Origin of the sequence: Streptomyces sp. NPDC058751 (genome assembly GCF_042746485.1) — a bacterium.
In the GTDB taxonomy this organism is placed as follows: Bacteria; Actinomycetota; Actinomycetes; order Streptomycetales; family Streptomycetaceae; genus Streptomyces.
In genome coordinates this window covers 153793-172655 of the sequence record NZ_JBHYPZ010000014.1, presented here as the reverse complement: position 1 = coordinate 172655, position 18863 = coordinate 153793, and the positions used below count along the sequence as shown (strand labels likewise).

7 protein-coding genes are annotated in these 18863 nt (G+C 72.6%); 1 reads left to right on the top strand and 6 read right to left on the bottom strand.

The window, feature by feature from the left end; all coding sequences use genetic code 11:
- Positions 1-111: 111 nt before the first annotated feature.
- On the bottom strand, positions 112-1038 hold the full coding sequence (locus tag ACFW6B_RS16000; RefSeq protein WP_386596247.1) for a phytanoyl-CoA dioxygenase family protein: 927 nt from the start codon (positions 1036-1038) through the stop codon (positions 112-114).
- 574 nt (positions 1039-1612) lie between these two features.
- Between ACFW6B_RS16000 and ACFW6B_RS15995 the strand changes: the two genes are divergently transcribed.
- Positions 1613-3004 carry a PLP-dependent aminotransferase family protein gene (locus ACFW6B_RS15995; protein ID WP_386596244.1) on the top strand — a complete coding sequence of 464 codons (1392 nt, stop codon included), beginning with the start codon at positions 1613-1615 and terminating at the stop codon, positions 3002-3004.
- 353 nt (positions 3005-3357) lie between these two features.
- Here the strand turns inward: ACFW6B_RS15995 and ACFW6B_RS15990 are convergent, their stop codons facing one another.
- The 5 genes from ACFW6B_RS15990 to ACFW6B_RS15970 all read right to left on the bottom strand — a co-directional run bounded on the left by ACFW6B_RS15990 (position 3358) and on the right by ACFW6B_RS15970 (position 18860).
- Positions 3358-4119, bottom strand: a complete 762-nt coding sequence (locus tag ACFW6B_RS15990) for an ABC transporter permease (protein ID WP_386596241.1) — start codon at positions 4117-4119, stop codon at positions 3358-3360.
- Positions 4116-5096, bottom strand: coding sequence for an ATP-binding cassette domain-containing protein (locus ACFW6B_RS15985; protein ID WP_386596239.1), 981 nt, complete (start codon positions 5094-5096; stop codon positions 4116-4118). Before ACFW6B_RS15985 ends, ACFW6B_RS15990 begins: the two co-directional genes overlap by 4 nt.
- Before the next feature lie 228 nt (positions 5097-5324).
- Positions 5325-6062, bottom strand: a complete 738-nt coding sequence (locus ACFW6B_RS15980; protein WP_386596236.1) for a thioesterase II family protein — start codon at positions 6060-6062, stop codon at positions 5325-5327.
- A gap of 40 nt (positions 6063-6102) precedes the next feature.
- The gene (locus ACFW6B_RS15975) at positions 6103-11088 is read right to left on the bottom strand and encodes an amino acid adenylation domain-containing protein (RefSeq protein WP_386596234.1); all 4986 of its coding nucleotides are present in this window, start codon (positions 11086-11088) and stop codon (positions 6103-6105) included.
- Positions 11085-18860, bottom strand: coding sequence for an amino acid adenylation domain-containing protein (locus tag ACFW6B_RS15970; RefSeq protein WP_386596232.1), 7776 nt, complete (start codon positions 18858-18860; stop codon positions 11085-11087). The genes ACFW6B_RS15975 and ACFW6B_RS15970 overlap by 4 nt, the downstream gene beginning before the upstream one ends.
- Between the last annotated feature and the right edge of the window lie 3 nt (positions 18861-18863).

Here is an 18863-nt window from a genome sequence, read left to right as displayed (position 1 = left end):
GGTGTGCCGTCCCTTCGGAAGGGACGGCACACCCCCATGCCCCCGCACGGTGTCCGCACCGGCCGGCGGCCCGCCACGCGGGGCGGCGCACCACCGGCCGGTGCGGGCCGGTCACGCCTTGGCGGTGCCCGCGCGCAGCCGCTCGATCATGTGCCGGGTCGTCTCGATGGGGCTCTCCTCCGGCAGGTCCCGGGTACGGGCCGGCAGTGCCGCGTTGAGCTTGGCCACCGTGTCGTTCCAGTCCTCCTGGCCGGTGAAGGGGATCGTCTCGCCCTCCTGGTAGGCGGGGAAGGGACGGTAGTTGTTCAGGCCGGCCGCGTCGGTGCCGCGTACCAGCAGCGGGTCGAGGTAGATCCCCTCGCTGTGGATGCGGGTGGTCGTGGCGATGTAGCCGATGTCCAGGCCGCAGCGGCGCCTGGCGGAGGTGTTGGCCTCCGAGTAGTGCAGCAGGTGGGGGTGGTGGATGGAGACGTCGCCGGGCTGGAGCTCGATGTCGACGACACCTCGCTTGTCGATCCACTCCTGCACGATCTTCTCGTCGGCGGCGGAGAAGAGCATGTTGTCGGTGTCCGTGCGCCGCGACGGCTTGTGCAGCGGCAGTATGTGGCTGCCGGGGATCATGCGCAGGCAGCCGTTCTCGGTGCTGCTCCGGTCGACGGCCAGCCACACCGTCAGCGCCTCCATCGGGCTCAGCGTCCAGTACGCGCCGTCCTGGTGCCACAGCACGGGCTGCCCGTTGTAGGGGGGCTTGCAGATGTAGTGGGCGGTGAAGCACGCCAGGTCGGGGCCGAGGAAGAACTCGGCGATGTCCACCAGGCGGGGGTCGGAGACCATGCGGGCCCAGAAGGCGTCGTTGCGGATCAGCGGGTGGTGGAAGTGCTCGGGACGCAGGTCCGGGTACTTCTGGGTGAGCCAGTCGACGTGCGCGGCCGCCTCCTCCAGGAGTTCCTGGGGAATGACGTTGCGGATGATGGAGAATCCCTGCTCGGCGTATTCCTTCGCCGCCTTCTCCAGCACGCCTTCGTCGAGTGTGGTCATGCGTCAACTCCTTCTCGGGTGTCGGGTACCGCTTGCCGCGCGAAAGGGGTACGGGAAGCCGTCCCGGCGTGGCGTTCACCGGCTCCGTGAATGCGGCGCGGGCCGTGTGCGGGTGGTCGGACGGGAGGGCCGGCGCGGCATCGCCGATATGCGGCCGCTCACGGGCCAAAAGGCCGGCGGTCCGGTCCGCGGTCCGGCCGTTCACCGGGGGGCCGGCCGGTCGCGGCGGCAATTACCCGTGCCTTTTCGCGGCTCGCCCGGCAGTTCCCTACTCTCTCGGCCGCCCAAGGGGGTGTCAACGTCTTGAGGAAACCAAGGCTTTCCCTATAGCGCGCCCGCGTTTCCGGTATTGCGCGCCCCGCCGGTCCGGATGTCGATCCGCTCCGTCCCGCTGACGGGACGGGATGCACGAAAACCGCCGGTCCGAAAGTGCCCGGCAGCGGGAATCGACCCTTCCTCCAGTCATGTTCCTTCAGCGTTCGAGGACAGCCACATATGTTCTTGAGCACCCCGACGGGGCGGCATTCAACCGACACCAGCCGAGGCTGAGCTGTCCGCGGATGAGGATGACGTGATGATGACCGAACAACCAGGGCCGATCCGGCTGAGTGTCACCGATCTGCACGCGTCGGTCGAGGATCCCGCGCTCACTTCCATGACGCTGCTCAACGAACTCGCCGGACGGTATCCGGACGCCGTGTCGTTCTCCGCGGGCCGCCCGTTCGAGGGGTTCTACGACGTGGACGACCTCTCACGTCACCTGGGGACGTTCCGGTCCTATCTGCAGGACGAGAAGGGCCTGGCCGCGGAGCAGGTGCGGCGCACGTTCTTCCAGTACGGGCGCACCAAGGGGTTCATCCACGAACTCATCGCGCGCCAGCTGGAGATCGACGAGGGCGTGCGGGTCGACCCGGAGAGCATCGTGGTGACCACCGGCTGCCAGGAGGCGATGGTGCTGCTGCTGCGCACGCTCGTGCGCGACGGCCGCGACGTCGTGCTGGCGGCCACCCCCAACTACGTCGGGTTCATCGGGGCGGCCCGGGTGGCCGGCGCCCCCCTGCGTGACGTGCGCGAACACGACGGGGGCATCGACCTGGAGGACCTGGAGCGGCAGATACGCGCGGCGCGCCGCGAGGGCCTGCGGCCGCGGGCCTGTTACGTCGTCCCCGACTTCGCCAACCCCAGCGGCGCGAGCATGTCCCTGGCGGACCGGATCGCGCTGCTGGAGCTGGCGCGGCGCGAGGAGATCCTCGTCATCGAGGACAACCCCTACTCCCTCTTCCGTGCCGGCGGCTCCCCGCTGCCCACGCTCAAGGCCCTGGACGAGCGGCGTCAGGTGATCCACCTCGGGTCGTTCGCGAAGTCCGCGTTCGCCGGCGCCCGCGTGGGCTACGTCATCGCCGACCAGCCCGTGACGGCCGCCGCCTCGCGGGAGGAGCCGGTGCTGCTGGCCGACCATCTCGCCAGGCTCAAGAGCATGGTCACCCTCAACACCTCGACCGTGGCGCAGGCGGTGATCGGCGGGTACCTGCTGGAGAACGGCTGCAGCCTCAAGCGTGCCACCGCCCGCGAGGCCGGGGTCTACCGCCGCAACCTGGCGACCATGCTGGAAAGCCTGCGCCGCGTCTTCGCCCCCTCGCCGGGCACCGGGCAGGACGTCACCTGGAACACGCCCGAGGGCGGCATGTTCGTCGTCCTGACGCTGCCGTTCCGGGCGGACGACGCCATGCTCGAGTACTCGGCCTCCCGGTTCGGGGTCCTGTGGACCCCCATGGAGCACTTCTACGGCGGCACGTCCGGGTTCCACCAGGCCCGGCTCTCCTTCAGCGTGCTCACCCCCGAGCAGATCGCCCTGGGCGTGGAGCGGCTGGGCAGACTCGTCCAGGACCAGCGCGCGGGGCAGCTCGCCGGCGCCGCCCGCACGCGCGGGGGCCGCGGCCGGCTGCTGGAGCCGCAGACCGTGTGAGCGCCGGACCAGAGGGCGGCCCCCGGAGCGCACCGCGTCCGGGGGCCGCCCCCTTTTTTTCGTCGTGCCGGGCGCAGGTCGGGCGGTCGCGGCCGCACCGGGAGGGTGTTCGGCAGCCGGGCGGTGAGGGCGGGTGTCACCAGGCGGCGCCGGAGGGCGTGGTCCTCGCCGTCCCTGAGCATCATGCCGGCGGCGGCGCGGGGGGACGGACGCGTCGGGGATGCCGTCGAACGGGTGGCGAGCCCGGCGGGGGGGGCGGGGGGTGTGCGCAAGCACGGCGCCGCCCCCGCGAAGCGTGGTTCGCCGGGGCGGCTCGGGGTGGGGGTCGGCCGGTGGGTGCCGGCCGGTGGGGGTCAGGCGCGCTTCTTGAAGGTGGACAGGGCCCACACGTAGCCGAGGACGGCGAAGCCGAGGCACCAGGCGACGGCGGCGATCGCGTCGCCGCTTGCGACGTGGCCGGCCAGCAGTCCGCGCAGTGTCTCGATGATCGGGGTGAAGGGCTGGTACTCGGCGAACTGCCGCACGCCGGCGCCCATGGTGTCCGCGGGCACGAACGCGCTGCTGAGGAACGGCAGCATGATCAGCGGCACGGTGGCCAGGCCGGCCGACTCGGTGGTCTTGGCGGCCAGGCCCATGGCGACGGTGAGCCAGCTGGCGCCGACGGCGAGCAGGACGAACAGGCCGAGCACGCCGAGCCAGTCCAGGGCGCTCGCCTCGGGGTCGAAGCCCATCGCGAAGGCCACGCCGACGATGGCGGCGCAGGCGACCAGGCAGCGCACGGTGGTGACGACGACGTGTCCGGTGAGCATGGCGCCGCGGGAGACGTCCATGGTCTTGAACCGGTTGATGATGCCCTTGGTCATGTCGTCGTTGACGGCCGTGGCGGTGGCCCCCAGGCCGTAGCTGACGGCCATCACGAGCAGGCCCGGCGTCGCGTAGTCGATGTAGTGCTCGCCGACGCTGAAGGCGCCGCCGAACACCTTGACGAACATCAGCATGATGACGATCGGGAACAGGACGGCGTTGAACACCGTGGTGGGGTTGCGCAGGGTGTGCTTCACGTTGCGGCGCAACATGATGCCCGAGTCGGCGAACGCCGTCGCGACCGTGCTCATCGCGCGATCGCCTCCTTCTTGCTCGTGTCCTGGGCGCCCTGGGTGTCCTGGGTGTCCTGGGTGGTGTGCTCGGTCAGGGCGAGGAAGACGTCGTCGAGGTCCGGGGTGTGCACGGAGAACTCCTGTGCGTCCAGGGTGTGCTCGTCGAGGCGGTCCAGCAGGGCCCGCAGCGACCTCGACCGGCCGTCGCTGGGCACCCGCAGGATCAGTTCCTCCTCGTCGCGCGTGGAGTCGGCGAAGACCCGTGCGGCGGCGTCGAGCTGGAAGGCGTCGGCGAACCTGAGCCGTACGTGGGTGCCGGGGATCTGGCGCTTGAGCTCCTCGGCGGTGCCCTGGGCGACCAGGCGTCCCTGGTTGAGGACGGCGATGCGGTCGGCGAGCTGGTCGGCCTCCTCGAGGTACTGGGTGGTGAGGAAGATGGTGGTGCCCTCGGCCACCAGCTCGCGGACGATCCCCCACAGCGTGCGCCGGCTGCGCGGGTCGAGACCCGTGGTCGGCTCGTCGAGGAAGATGATCTGCGGGCTGCCGACGAGGGTCATCGCCAGGTCCAGCTTGCGGCGCATGCCGCCGGAGTAGGAGGCCGCGTACTTGTCCGCCGACTCCCCCAGGTCGAAGCGGTCCAGCAGCCGCGCGACGAGCTGGTCGCCGGAGCGCACGCGCTTGAGGTCCGCCATCAGCTGCAGGTTCTCGCGGCCCGTCAGCAGGTCGTCCACCGCGGCGAACTGGCCGGTCACGCCGATGGCGGCGCGTACCTGCCGGGTCGCGCTCGCCACGTCGTGGCCGGCGACGTGGGCCGTGCCGGCGTCGGCGGTGAGCAGCGTGGTGAGGATGTTCACCGTGGTCGTCTTGCCCGCTCCGTTCGGACCGAGCAGGGAGAAGACCGATCCCGCGGCGACTTCGAAGTCGATGCCGTCGAGCACGGCCTTGTCGCCATATGCCTTGCGCAGCCCTGTCACTGCGATAGCGGAACTCTTCATGTCCCCACTGTCGGGGCGGGCACCGGCATCGCCCTGTCACACCCCTGACACCGCTCTCGAGCCCGGCTGGAGGTGGCGGGCGCCCGCGCCGGGAAGCGGAATCCGGGGCGGAAAGGGGGTGCGGGCCCGAGCGCGGGAGGGGAGGGCGTCCGCCTGAGCGGGCGCCCTCCCCTCGTTCACCGCGGCGCGCGGGGCCGGCGGGCCGTGCCGCGCGGCGCGGTCACCGTGTCAGCGGCCCCGGGCGCACTCCGCCTCGATCACGTCCAGGATCTCCCGGCCGTGGTCGACCAGGTACATGTGGTCGCCGGGGAATTCGGTGTAGCGGAACGCGGCCGTGGTGGCGTCGCGCCACTGGCGGCCCTCCTCGGCGGTGACCAGGCCGTCGGCCTCGCCGCGCAGCGAGGTGATCGGCACCGTGACCGGGTCGTCGGTGCTGGGGACGTAGGCCTCGTGCATCTCGCAGTCGGCCTGCAGGGTGGGCAGGATCAGCTCCCGCATCTCCGGGTGGTCCAGGGCCTCGTGCCTAAACCCGGCGAACTCCTCGACCCGGGCGAGGAATTCGTCGCCCTCAAGGCCCGCGGCGCGGCGTTCGCGCTGGGTCCAGGGTCCCGGTGAGCCGCTGACGACCAGCCGTTCGACGTGGATGCCCCGGGCTGTGAGCAGGTGCACCAGTTCGTAGGCGAGGACGGCGCCCAGGCTGTGCCCGAACAGCACGGCCCGGCCGCCCTCGCCGAGGTCGGCGGCGACGCTGTCGATCTCGGTCTTGGCCGCCTCGACGACGTTGCGGTACGGCTCGTCCAGGATGCGCCTCTCCCTGCCGGGCAGTTCGACCGAGGTCACCCGCCAGCGGCCGGCGGCCAGGTCCTGCCAGGGGTGGAAGAAGGAGGGGCCTGCTCCGGCGAACGGTACGCACAGCAGTGTGGTCCGCTCCCCCGCTTTCGCCGACGTGCCGGCTCCGGTCACCACGACCAGCTCCTCTCGTTCGTGTCTCGGTTCGCTCGTGGGGTCACCGCTCGGCCAGCTTGCGGGCGACGACCCGCATGATCTGGCCGGCGGGCTTGGGCATGTGCAGGTCGTGGTGGGTGGCGTCCACGTCGTACTCCTCGATGGTGCCGAGGACGTGCGGGCGCCAGTCGGGTCCGTAGGAGGTGACTCCGTCGACCTTGTCCAGCCGGGCGTTGAAGTACAGGACGTCGCCGCGGTAGACCGGCGACTCGAAGACGCCCATCTTCTGCAGGTTGTTGGCGCCGACCTGGGACATGGTGTCGAGGAAGGCGTCCATGTTGGTGGTGTTCATGAACTTGCCGAAGACTTCCTCGACATCGGCCCGGTAGAGCTCCTTGGTCCGGCCGGCGACCTCGCGGAAGCCGTTGTTGGTGGCGGAGTTGGCGGGCTGGGAGTCCAGGACGGCGATGAGGCCGACCTCCAGTCCGCGGCGGTCCATCGCCTCGGCGACGGCGTGCGCGATGGGGCCGCCGAAGGACCAGCCGATCAGGTAGTACGGGCCCTCCGGCTGGATGGCGAGGATCTGCTCCAGGTAGTCGGCGACCATCTCCTCCACCGAACCGGCCATCGCCTCCTTGCCGTTGGAGCCGCGGGACTGCAGGGAGTAGGACGGCCGGTCGGGCACGTGGGGCGCGAAGGTGAAGAACGCCCAGCCCAGGCCGCCGCCGCCGTGGAAGAACCACACCGGCTCCTTGCCGGTGCCGGGGTCCCGGTTCAGCGGCAGCACGACGTTGAAGGAGTCGTCGTGGTCGCCGGGGATGCCGCCGATGAGCAGCAGCGCCGCGAGTTCGGCGACCGTGGGGTACTGGATGATCGTGCGCAGCGGCATGTCGACGCCGAACCGCTTGCGGATGCGGGCGCTGAGCCGGGTGGCGAGCAGGGAGTGCCCGCCCAGGGCGAAGAAGTCGTCGTCGATGCCGACGCGCTCCAGTTTGAGCAGTTCGCCGAAGAAGGAGCACAGCTCCTGCTCGTGGGAGTTGCGCGGCTCGCCCTTGCTGACGGTGGTGGTGTGCTCGGCGGGCAGCGCCCCACGGTCGATCTTGCCGGCCGGGTTGAGCGGGAGCCGTGACAGCGGCACCATGGCGGCCGGGACCATGTAGTCCGGCAGCCGTGCGCCCAGGTAGGCGGGCAGTTCTTCCAGCAGCGGGCCGATGGCCTTGGCGAGTGCGGGTGTGTTGGCGCGGACGCCTCCGGCCACCGTGCTGGGCACGAAGGTGCCGGTGACGGTCCGCTGCCCGGGCAGCAGCACCGCGTCGAAGCCGCAGGGGTTCTCGCCCGACCAGGTCAGGACGGCCTCCAGGCCCTTGCGGCGGGCGAGGGCCGCGACGTCCTCGGGGTCCAGCGGCCTGCCGGTGGGGGCGTCCTGGTCGACGACTCCGGCGAAGGCGGCCGCGGCGGCCTCCTCGGCCAGGCGCGCGTTGGGGATGCCGGTCACCCGCAGCGGGCCGCCCGCCCGCTGTGCCGCTTCGGCCAGGTGGGCGAGGTCGGAGATCTCGCCGCCCCAGGCGGTCGCGGGCACGGCGCTCAGGTCGAGGGCGTCGGCCGGCTCGGTGTGCAGGACGGCCTCGTAGCGGTGGCGGGTGAGCGCGTTGTGCGCCGCTCCGGTCTTGAGCCGGATGTCGGCGCCGGCGCCGTTGCGCTCCGCCCATTCGGCGAACCAGTCGGGGGCGATGAGCAGTTCGCGCTCGGCGAGCAGTGCCTGTTCCACCGCGGCGCGGATCTCCTCGTGGGAGGCGTAGGGCTGCTGGGCGCGCTGTTCGGCGGTGGCCAGGATGCGCTGGGTGGCGGCGTTGCGGACGTCGCCGACGATGATCCGGCCGCCGGGTGCGAGCAGGCCGAGCAGGCCGGTGAGGACCTGGTCGAGGTAGGCGGCGCCGGGGAAGTACTGGACGACGGAGTCCAGGACGACGGTGTCGAAGTGGTCCCGGGGCAGGCCGGTGAGGTCGTCGGCGGGCTGGACGGCGAGGTGGACCCGGTCGCCGTGGCCGGCCGCCTCCGCCTGGGTGCGCAGCCGGTCGATCGCGGCGGCGGCCACGTCGGTGCCCCAGTACTCCTCGACCTGGCCGGCGATCTGCGCCAGCAGCAGGCCGGAGCCGGCGCCGATCTCCAGGATCTTGCGCGGTGCGTGCCGCAGCACCTGGGCGACGGCCGCGTCCTGCCACTGGCGCAGCTGCTCGTGCCCGACGGGTTCGCCCGGGTGGAGGCTCTTCCAGGGCTGGAAGTCCTCGCCGAAGGCCTCGTCGGCGGTGTCCGCGTGGGCGTCCTCGTGGAGTTGGCGCCATTCCTCGACCTGGGCTGCGGTGTCGGGGACGGCGGCGTCGGGGTCGGGTTCGATGTAGGCGACCAGGCGCTGGTCGCCCTTCTGGTCCTCGCGGACCACGACGGCGGCCTGCGCGACGAAGGGGTGGCCGGACAGGACGTGGTCGATCTCGCCGAGTTCGATGCGAAAGCCGCGGACCTTGACCTGGGAGTCGGTGCGGCCGAGGTATTCGACCTGGCCGTCCCTGTTCCACTTCACCAGGTCGCCGGTGCGGTACATGCGGGCGCCGGCCGGGCCGAAGGGGCAGGCCACGAACCGCTCGGAGGTCAGCCCGCTCTGGCCCAGGTAGCCGCGGGCCAGGCAGGTGCCGGCCAGGTAGAGCTCGCCGGCCACGCCCGGGGCGACGGGGCGCAGCGCGGCGTCGAGGATGTAGACCTGGTTGTTCCAGATGGGGGTGCCGATGGGGACGCGGTCGGCGCCGGGGACGTGCTGCCAGCCGGTGACCTCGACGGTGGCCTCGGTGGGTCCGTAGAGGTTGTGGGCGGCGCAGCCGGGCAGCAGGTCGGTGAAGCGGTTGGCGAGGGCGGCGGGGAAGGCTTCGGCGGCGACCTCGATCCAGCGCAGGCTGGTGCAGGTGGCGGCGGCGGGCTCGGTGACGAACGCGGAGAGCAGCGAGGGCACGAAGAACGCGGCGGTGACGTGTTCGCGCTGGATCAGGTCGGCGAGGTAGGCGGGGTCGCGGCGGCCCTCGGCGCTGGCCACCACGACGGAGGCGCCCATCTGCAGGTTGGAGAACATCTCCGGCACCGAGGCGTCGAAGCTGGCCGAGGTGCTCATCAGCATCCGGTCCTCGGCCGTGACGGCGAAGTGTTCCAGGCCCCATGCGATCCGGTTGGTGATCGAGCGGTGGGCCACCGGGACGCCCTTGGGGCCGCCGGTGGAGCCGGAGGTGAAGATGACGTAGGCGGCGTTGTCCGGCGACAGGTCGCGCTGCGGGTTCGTGTCCGGGTAGCCGGACACGTCGGGCAGGGTCCCGTCCAGGAGCAGCAGCGGCTTCGCGCTCGCCAGGACGTGCCGTACCCGGTCCTCGGGCAGTTCGGTGTCCAGCGGCACATACGCGGCACCGGCCTTGACCACGCCGTAGACCGCGACCAGCAGGTCCACCGAGCGGGGGATCTTCACCGCGACCAGCTGCTCGGGACCCGCGCCCTGCTCGATCAGCCAGTGCGCCAGTCGGTTGGCGCGGGCGTTGAACTCGGCGTAGCTCAGCCGCTCGTGCTCGCCGATCACCGCGATGCGGTCCGGGGTACGGGCCACCTGCGCCTCGAAGGCGTCGGGCAGGGTGGTGTCGGCGACCGGGCGGGCGGTGTCGTTGACCTGCCGCACCAGACGCTCACGCTCCTCCTCGCCCAGCACGTCGATCGCACTGAGCGGGGCCCGGGGCGAGGCGGCGACCTGCTCAAGCACCCGCACGAACCGGGCGGCGAGGGCTTCGGCGGTGTCGCGGTCGAAGAGCTGGGTGGCGTACATGAGGTCGCCGCGCAGGGCGCCGGTGGTGTCGTAGGCCAGGCTGAAGAACAGGTCGGCCAGGGAGGTGTTGGTGAGGTACTGCTCGAACTCGACCTTGAGTCCGGGCAGTTCGAAGTCGGCCTTCTCGAAGCTCTGCCAGGCGAACATGACCTGGAACAGGGGCTGGTAGGCGGTGGAGCGTTCGGGGTTGATCAGTTCGACCAGGGTCTCGAAGGGCACGTCCTGGTGCTCGTAGGCGGCCAGTGCCTTGTCGCGGACCTGTGGGAGCAGGTCGGTGAAGGAGGGGTTGCCGGTGAGGTCGACGCGCAGGACCTGGGTGTTGACGAACAGGCCGACCAGGTCGGCCAGGCCCTCGTCGGTGCGTCCGGCGATCGGGTTGCCGATGGTGACGTCCTCGCCGCCGCTGAGCTTGCCGAGCAGGACGCCGAGGGCGGCCTGCACGACCATCGACATGGTCATGCCGCGCTCGTCGGCGAGGCGCTGCAGCGCGGCCGCCGTCTTCCGGTCCACCACCAGGGGCAGGGAGTCGCCCTTGGAGTCGCGGGCGGCGGGGCGGGGGCGGTCCAGCGGCAGGCCGAGCGGCTGCGGGACGCCGGTCAGTTCCTTGCGCCAGTAGGTGGCCTGGGCGGCGGCCAGCGAGCCGGGGTCGGTGACGTCGCCGAGGAGTTCGCGCTGCCACAGCGCGTAGTCCTTGTAGGTGACGGCCAGCGGCTCGTAGACGGGGGCGTGGCCGGCCAGGCGTGCGGTGTAGGCGGTGGTCAGGTCGCGTGCCAGGGGGCCGCCGGAGACGCCGTCGGAGGCGATGTGGTGGATGAGCAGGACCAGGACGTGTTCCTGGGGTGAGCAGCGGAACAGGCGCACCTTGAAGGGGATGTCGGCCATCAGGTCGAAGCGGTGCGCGATGAACGCGTCGACCGCCTCGTCCAGGCCGCCGGCCGCCACCTCGACGACCGGCACCTGGACGGTGGCCTGCGCGGCGGGCAGGATCTTCTGGTGGGGTTCGTCGTTGTCGTCCAGCACGTAGGTGGTGCGCAGGGTCTCGTGGCGGGCGACCACGTCGCCGATCGCGGCGACGAGGGCGGCCTGGTCCAGCGGTCCCGTCAGCCGGAAGGCCGGGGAGATGTTGTAGGTCTCCGCCCCGCCCTCCAGCTGGTGCGTGAGCCACATGCGGCGCTGCGCGAACGAAAGCGGAATCACGAGTTCTGCTCCTCTGGGATCATCCTGCGGAGAGCGGGGCGAAGGGGGACAGCCGATTCCTCCGACCAGGCGGCGAGCGCCGCGACCGTCGGCAGGTCGAAGATCTTGCGGATGGGTATCTCCATCCCGATCTCGGCGCGGGCCCGGGTGATCAGCCGGGTGGCGAGCAGGGAGTGCCCGCCGAGCTCGAAGAAGCCGTCGTCGGCCCCGACCTTCTCCAGGCCGAGCACCTCCGCGAACAGCCGGGCCAGTGCCTTCTCGCGGGCGGTGGCGGGCGCCCGGAAGGGGGTGGCGGAGGTGAGGTCGGGTGCGGGCAGGGCCTTGAGGTCGAGCTTGCCGTTGGGTGACAGCGGCAGCCGCTCCAGCGGCACGTAGGCGGCGGGCACCATGTACTCGGGCAGCCGGTCGGCCAGGTGGGCCTGGATCTCGGCCGGCTCCGGCAGGCTCGCGCCGTCGGCGGGGACGAGGTAGGCGGCCAGGTAGGGGGTGGTGTCGCCGGGCTGCTGGGTGACGACGGCGACCTGGGCGATGCCCGGGTGGGTGGTCAGCGCGGCCTCGACCTCGGCGGGCTCCACGCGGTAGCCGCGGATCTTGACCTGGGTGTCGATGCGGCCCAGGTGCTGGAGCTGTCCGTCGGCGGTGAAGCGGGCCAGGTCGCCGGTGCGGTACATGCGCGAGCCGGCGGGTCCGTAGGGGTCGGGGACGAACCGGTCGGCGGTCAGGGCCGGCTGGCGGTGGTAGCCGCGGCCGGCGCCCGCCAGGTACAGCTCGCCCGGGGTGCCCTCGGGCAGCAGGCCGAGGCCGGGGCCGAGGATGTAGGCGCGCACGCCGGGGAAGGGCCGGCCGATGGGCACGCCCGTGGGGTACGGCTCGTCGGCGTCGAGGAGGAAGCCGGTGGCGTAGAACGTCTCGCTGGGGCCGTAGCTGTTGATGACGCGGGCCTTGGGCCAGCGGGTGCGCACCCGTTCGGCCAGGTGCGGGGTCAGCACCTCCCCGGAGATGTTCAGTGCCGTGGGGTCGATGCGGTCGGCGAGCTGGTCGACGAGCTCGGCGAAGGCCGAGGGCACCGAGCAGATGACGTCCACGTCCCAGGCGTCGCGTTCGGCCAGTTCCAGCACGTCGCGGACGATCTCGGCGGTGCCGCCGCGGGTGAGGGCGGCGAACGTCTCGAAGGTGGCGACGTCGAAGCCGAAGGAGGCGGCGACCAGGATGCGCCGTCCGTCCTCGGCACCGGCCTGGGCGACCAGGGTGTCCACGGCGTTGACGACGGTGGTGTGGGTGACGCCCACGCCCTTGGGCACGCCGGTGGAGCCGGAGGTGTAGATGACGTAGGCGAGGCTGTCCGGGCCGGCCTGCGGCCCTGCCGCGGCCCCTGCGGCGGGCGGGTTGTGGAGGTCGATGTCGTCGAGGAGCAGGACGGGGATGTCGGTGGCGGGGATCAGGGGGCGGGTGCCGGCGTCGGTCAGGACCAGGTGGGGCCGGGCGGTGGGCAGCACGTGCGGCAGGCGGGCGGCGGCGTAGGCGGGGTCGACGGGCAGGTAGGCGCCGCCCGCCTTGAGCACGGCCAGCAGGGCCACGACCACGTCCACGGTGCGCGGCAGGACCACGCCGACCACGGTCTCCGGGCCCACGCCGTGGCGGGCCAGCTCGGCGGCGAGCGCCTCGGCGCGGGCGTCCAGTTCGGCGTACGTCAGCGACCGGCCGGCCGCGACCACGGCGACGGTGTCGGGGGTCCGGGCCACCTGGGCCCGGACCAGTTCGGTGAGCGTGAGGTGGCGGGCCCGGGCGGCGTCCTGGTCGAGGCGGGCCAGCATCCGTTCGCGTTCGCCCTCCCCCAGCGCGTCGATCTGGGCGACCTTCAGTTGGGGGTCGGCCGCCAGCTGCCGCAGGAGGCGCACCAGGCGGTCCGCGTACGTCTGGACGGTGGCCCGGTCGAAGACGCCCGGCGCGTACTGGATGACCAGTTGCAGGTGCGGGTCGGCCGCCGCCGTCAGGCACAGCGCGTAGTGGTTGCCGGCGAAGGGGCGCAGGCCGGTGAAGGTGATCCCGTCGGCGGCGTCGCTGGCGTCCTCCAGTCCCTCCCGGTCGACCGGGTAGGACTCGAAGACGACCAGGGTGTCGAACAGGGAGCGCACCCCGGCGGCCTGCTGGATCTCGGCGAGCCCGTGGTGGTGGTGTTCGGCCAGGGCGGCCTGGCGGCGCTGCAGCGCCTTGAGGACCTCGCCGACGGTGTCGCCGGGCGCGTGGGTGACGCGTACCGGGAGGGTGTTGATGAACATGCCGACCATCGACTCCACGTCCGTCACGGCGGGCGGGCGCCCGGAGACGGTCGCGCCGAACACCACGTCCTGGCGGCCGGTGAGCTGGCTCAGCAGCAGTGCCCAGGCGCCCTGCACCAGGGTGTTGACGGTGATGCCCATCGCCGTGGCGCGGCGCACGAGTTCGTGGGCCTCCTCGGCCGGCAGGGCGGCCTCGACCTGGTCGCGGAGACCGTCGTCGGTGTCCGCGGAGTCGGGGGCGAGCAGGGCCGGCTCGTCGATGCCGTCGAGTTCGGCCGCCCACGCCCGTGCCGCCTCCTGGGGGTCCTGGCGGGTGAGCCAGGACAGGAAGTCGCCGTAGTCGCGGACGGGGGGCAGCGCGGAGGCGTCGCCGTCGGAGGCGTACAGCAGCAGCAGGTCCTGCATCAGCAGCGGGGTGGACCAGCCGTCGTAGAGGGCGTGGTGGGCGGTCAGGACGAGTTCGGGCCGCTCGGGGTCCAGGACCGCCAGGGCCAGGCGCAGCAGCGGCGGGGTGTCGGCGTCGAAGTAGGCCCGCTGGTCGTCGGTGAGGAACTCCTCGAACCTCGCGGTGCGTTCGCTCTCGTCGAGTGCGGTCAGGTCCAGGTGCTGCCAGGGCAGGGTCACCGAGTGCGGGATCACCTGGATCAGGTCGCCGTCGGCGCGGTCGGCGAACGCGGCGCGCAGGACGGGGTGGCGGTCCAGGAGGGCCTGTCCGGCGCGGTGCATCCGCTCGGGGTCGACCCTGCCGGACAGGTGGAACACCAGCTGGATGTGGTACGGGTCGAAGGAGGCGCCGGCCAGCCTGGCCTGGAAGAGGATGCCGGACTGGGCGGGGGTGGCGGGCCACAGGGCGGTGAGTTTGCCGAAGCGGGTCTCCCAGGCGTCGATCTCCGCCTGGCCCACGGTGACCAGGGGTGCGTCGCTGGGGGTGAGGCCGCCGGCTTCGGGGCCGGTGGCGTGGCGGGCCAGCGCGGTCAGGGCCTTCGTCCACAGGTCGGCCAGTTCGGTGACGTCCTCGCGGGACAGGACGCCGGTGGGGAAGCCGAGGTAGGCGCTCAGTTCGTCGCCGTCGCCGGTGTCGGTGGCCACCGCGTTGATCTCCAGGGCGGACAGGACCGGCATGTCCGCGTCCGGTGCGGCGATCAGGTCGCGGTGGGTGGTGTCGGGTGCCCAGCCAAGGCCCCGCAGGTGCTCGGGCAGGTCGGCGCCGGAGGCCTTGCCGAGGTAGTTGAAGCCGATCTGCGGGCGGCGCAGGCGGGCCAGCGCGGGCGCGGTCCTCGCGTTGAGGTGGCGCAGCAGGCCGTAGCCCATGCCGTGGTCGGGGACGGCCCGCAGCTGTTCCTTGACGGCCTTGACGGCGCGGCCCGCGGCGGGGCCGCCGGCGAACGCCTCGTCCAGGTCGATGCCGGCGGTGTCGAGGCCGACCGGGTACATGGCGGTGAACCAGCCGACGGTGGAGGACAGGTCGGTGCCGGGCACGAGGTGCTCCTCGCGGCCGTGGCCCTCGAGCCGGACCAGCGTGGAGGTGGCGGGGATGCCCCGGGTGCGGCGCCAGCGGGCCAGGGCCAGGGCGAGGGCGGCGAGCAGGCCGTCGTCGGCGCCGCCGCCGAAGAGGGTGGGCACGGTGTTCAGGAGGGTGGCGGTGACGTCGGCGGGCAGCTGGATACGGACGGTGTCCACGGTGGAGGTGACATCGCGTGCGGGATCCAGCGGGCGGGCGCCCAGGACCGGTTCGTCGCCGGCGAGGACGTCCTGCCACAGCGGCAGTTCGGCGACGCGTTCGGGGCTGGTGGCCTGTTCGGCCAGTGCGTGCGTCCAGCGGCGCAGCGAGGTGCCGGCGGGGGCCGGGCGGGGGTCGAGGCCGGTCTTGACCCGCTGCCAGGCGTCGGCCAGGTCGGGCAGCAGGATCCGCCAGGACACCCCGTCGACGACCAGGTGGTGCAGCACGATCAGCAGCCGGTCGGCCTCGGTCGCGGAGGTGAGGTGCACGAACTGGGCCATCACGCCGGCGTCCGGGTCCAGGCGGTCCGCGGCCGCGTCCAGCTCGGCCTGCACCCGGTGGGGGTCGTAGGGGGTCTCGCGCACCAGGGCGGCGGCGTCGATGCTGCCCGCCTCCCGCATGCGCAGGCCCTTCTCGGCCCGGTCCAGGTGGGAGCGCAGGACGTCGTGGCGGTCCAGGACGGCCTGCAGGGTCGCGGCGAGCGTGGTGCGGTCGGTGTCGGCGGGCAGGGTCAGCAGCGCGGACATGCAGAACCGGCCGATGGGGCCGCCCAGGGCCAGGACGTGGGCGGCGGTGGGCGGCAGCGGGGCCCAGCCCACGCCGCCGCCGGGCAGTTCGGCCAGGGTCACGCGTTCTTCCCCGGCCCGGTCCTCGACCAGTTCCGCGAGGCGGGCGACCGTGCGGTGCTCGAAGACCTCCCGGGTGGTGACCTGGACGCCGCGTGTCTTGGCGCGGGCCACGACCTGGATGGAGCGGATGCTGTCGCCGCCTTCGGTGAAGAAGTCGTCGTCGACGCCCACCTGTCCGGCGCCCAGCACGTCGGCGTACACCTCGGCCAGGATCCGTTCGGTCTCGGTGCGCGGCGCGCGGTACTCGGCGCCGGTGAACTGCGGCTCGGGCAGGGCGGCCCGGTCGAGTTTGCCGCTGGCGGTCAGCGGGAGGCGGTCCAGGACCATGAGCTGGGCGGGCACCATGTAGTCGGGCAGCCGCCTGGCCGTGAAGCGGCGCAGGTCGGCCACCGACACGCCGGCGCTGATGTCCGTTTCGCCGCCGGCGGCACCGGTGGCGGCCTGGGCCACGTAGCCGACCAGGCGCTGGGTGCCGGTGTGGTCCGCGCGCACCGTCACGACGGCCCGGGCGACGGCGGGGTGCTGGGCCAGGACGGTCTCGATCTCGGTGGGCTCGATGCGGATGCCGTTGACCTTGACCTGGTTGTCGGCGCGTCCGGCGTAGCGCAGCCGGCCGTCGGCGTCCCACCGGGCCAGGTCGCCGGTGCGGTACATGCGCGAGCCGGGCGGGCCGCAGGGGTCGGGGACGAAGCGTTCGGCGGTGGCGGCGGCGTTTCGGTGGTAGCCGCGGGCGACCGGTCCTGCCACGTACAGTTCGCCGGTCACGCCCGGCGGGACGGGGGCCAGCCCGGGTCCCAGGACGTGGGCGCGCATGTTGGCCAGCGGGGTGCCGATGGGTACCGCGCCCGCCTCGGCACCGTTGTCGGGGACGGTGAAGGTGGAGGTGTAGAAGCTCTCGGTCTGGCCGTAGGCGTTGACGACGCGGGTGCCGGGCAGGATCCGGCGCACCTTGGCGACCAGGTCCGCGGGCAGGGCCTCGCCGGCGAGGACCACGGTGTCGATGTCGAGGCGGGGGCCGGTGGCGGCGTCGGGGGTGATCTGGTCCAGGAGGGCGGCGAACACGGTGGGCACGGCGCTGACCGTGGTGCCCGACCAGGTGTCGCGCTCGGCGAGTTCGAGGACGTCGCGGACGATCTCGACGCACGCGCCGGCGGTCAGCGCGGTGAAGATCTCGAAGACGGAGACGTCGAAGTTCACCGAGGTCGCGGCCAGCATCAGGGAGCCGGCCTCGACGCCGGTGCGCCGGGCGAGGTCCCGTACGCCGTTGACGACGGCGGCGTGGGTGACGCCCACGCCCTTGGGGGTGCCGGTCGACCCGGAGGTGAACATCACGTAGGCGAGGTGGTCCGGCCGCACGCGCGGGTCCGGGATCTCGGCGGCGGGACCCTGCGGGGTCAGGTCGTCGAGGTGCAGGACGTGCCGTGCGCCGGTGTCGAGGGCGGGCGCGGTGGCGCGGTCGCTGACCACCAGGGCCGGGTCGGCGGTGGCGAGCAGCAGGCCCACGCGTGCGGAGGGGTAGTCGGGGTCGATGGGCAGGTAGGCGCCGCCGGCCTTGAGGACGGCCAGCAGGGCGACGGCCAGGTCCGCGGAGCGGGGCAGGGCCACGGCGACCAGGACGTCCGGTCCGACGCCGCGGGTGCGCAGCACCGCGGCCAGGTGTCCGGCGCGCTCCTCCAGTTCGCGGTAGGACAGCCGGTGCTGTCCGCAGACGACCGCGGTGGCCTGCGGTGTCCGTGCGGCCGCCACGGTGACCAGTTCCGCCACCGTGGCGGCCGGGACGGGGGCCGCGGTGTCGTTGAGCCGGGCCAGCCGGTCCCCTTCGGCGGCGGTGAGGACCTCCACGCGGCCCAGCCGGGTGGAGGGGTCGGTGACGAGCCGGCGCAGCACGTGGACGTAGCGGTCGACGAGGCTCTGGGCGGTGGCGTGGTCGAACAGTTCGGTGGCGTACTCCAGGCGTCCGTAGGCGCGGCCGGAGGGGTCGGGGACGATGTTGAAGAACAGGTCGAACTTCGCGGTGTCGGTGCCCAGCGGCAGGGGGGTGACCTTCAGTCCGGGCACCTCCAGGGGGGACCAGGCGAACTGCCAGGCCAGCATCACCTGGAACAGCGGCTGGTAGGCGGTGGTGCGGTCGGGGTTGAGGAGTTCCACCAGGTGTTCGAAGGGGACGTCCTGGTGGTCGTAGGCGCCGAGCGCCCGCTCGCGGACCTGGTCCAGCAGCTCGCCGAAGGAGGGGTTGCCGGACAGGTCGACGCGCAGCACCCAGGTGTTGGCGAAGAACCCGATCAGGTCCTCGAGCTGTTCGTCGGGGCGTCCCTCGATCGGGCTGCCGATGGTCAGGTCGTTGCCGGCGCCGAGGTGGTGCAGCAGTACCGCGAGTGCGGCCTGGGCGACCATCGGCGCGGTGGCGCCGTGCTCGGCGGCCAGGCGGCCGATCCCGGCGACCACCTCGGGTTCCAGTTCGAGGTCGACGTGGCCGCCGCGGTGGGAGGCCGACGTCGGGCGCGGGCGGTCCAGGGGGAGCTGCACCGGCTGCGGCACCCCGGCCAGTTCCCCGCGCCAGTACTCGAGCTGTTCGAAGGCGACGCTGTCGGGGTCGTCCTCCTCGCCGAGCATCCGCCGCTGCCAGAGGGTGTAGTCCTTGTACTGCACCGCCAGCGGCTGCCAGTCGGGGGCCTGGCCGCGGCCGCGGGCGGCGTAGGCGGCCAGCAGGTCGCGCAGGAACGGGGCCATCGAGGCGCCGTCCGCGGCGACGTGGTGGAAGACGAACACCAGCACGTGCTCGTGGGCGGACAGGCGCAGCACGCGGGTGCGCAGCGGCAGGTCCGCGGCGAGGTCGAAGCCCTCGCCCACGAAGCGGCGCATCGCCTCGTCCACCCGGTCGGCGCTCACGTCGGTCACCGAGAAGGCGTGGCCGGCCTGCTCGGGGGGCAGGATGCGCTGCTCGGGGGTGCCGTCCTCGTTCTCGACGAGCAGGGTGCGCAGGCTCTCGTGCCGGGTGGTGACGTCGGTGACCGCCGCGGCCAGGGCCTCGGTGTCCAGCGGCCCCTGAAGGCGCAGCACGAAGGGGATGTTGTACGTCGCGGACGGCCCTTCGAGACGGTGCAGGAACCACAGCCGTCGCTGGGCGAAGGACAACGGGATCATCGT

Excerpts from the sequence above, each read along its gene's own strand:
- ACFW6B_RS15985 (WP_386596239.1), bottom strand. The coding sequence starts at position 5,096 with ATGAAGAGTTCCGCTATCGCAGTGACAGGGCTGCGCAAGGCATATGGC.
- ACFW6B_RS16000 (WP_386596247.1), bottom strand. The coding sequence starts at position 1,038 with ATGACCACACTCGACGAAGGCGTGCTGGAGAAGGCGGCGAAGGAATAC.
- ACFW6B_RS15990 (WP_386596241.1), bottom strand. The coding sequence starts at position 4,119 with ATGAGCACGGTCGCGACGGCGTTCGCCGACTCGGGCATCATGTTGCGC.
- ACFW6B_RS15995 (WP_386596244.1), top strand. The coding sequence starts at position 1,613 with ATGATGACCGAACAACCAGGGCCGATCCGGCTGAGTGTCACCGATCTG.
- ACFW6B_RS15970 (WP_386596232.1), bottom strand. The coding sequence starts at position 18,860 with ATGATCCCGTTGTCCTTCGCCCAGCGACGGCTGTGGTTCCTGCACCGT.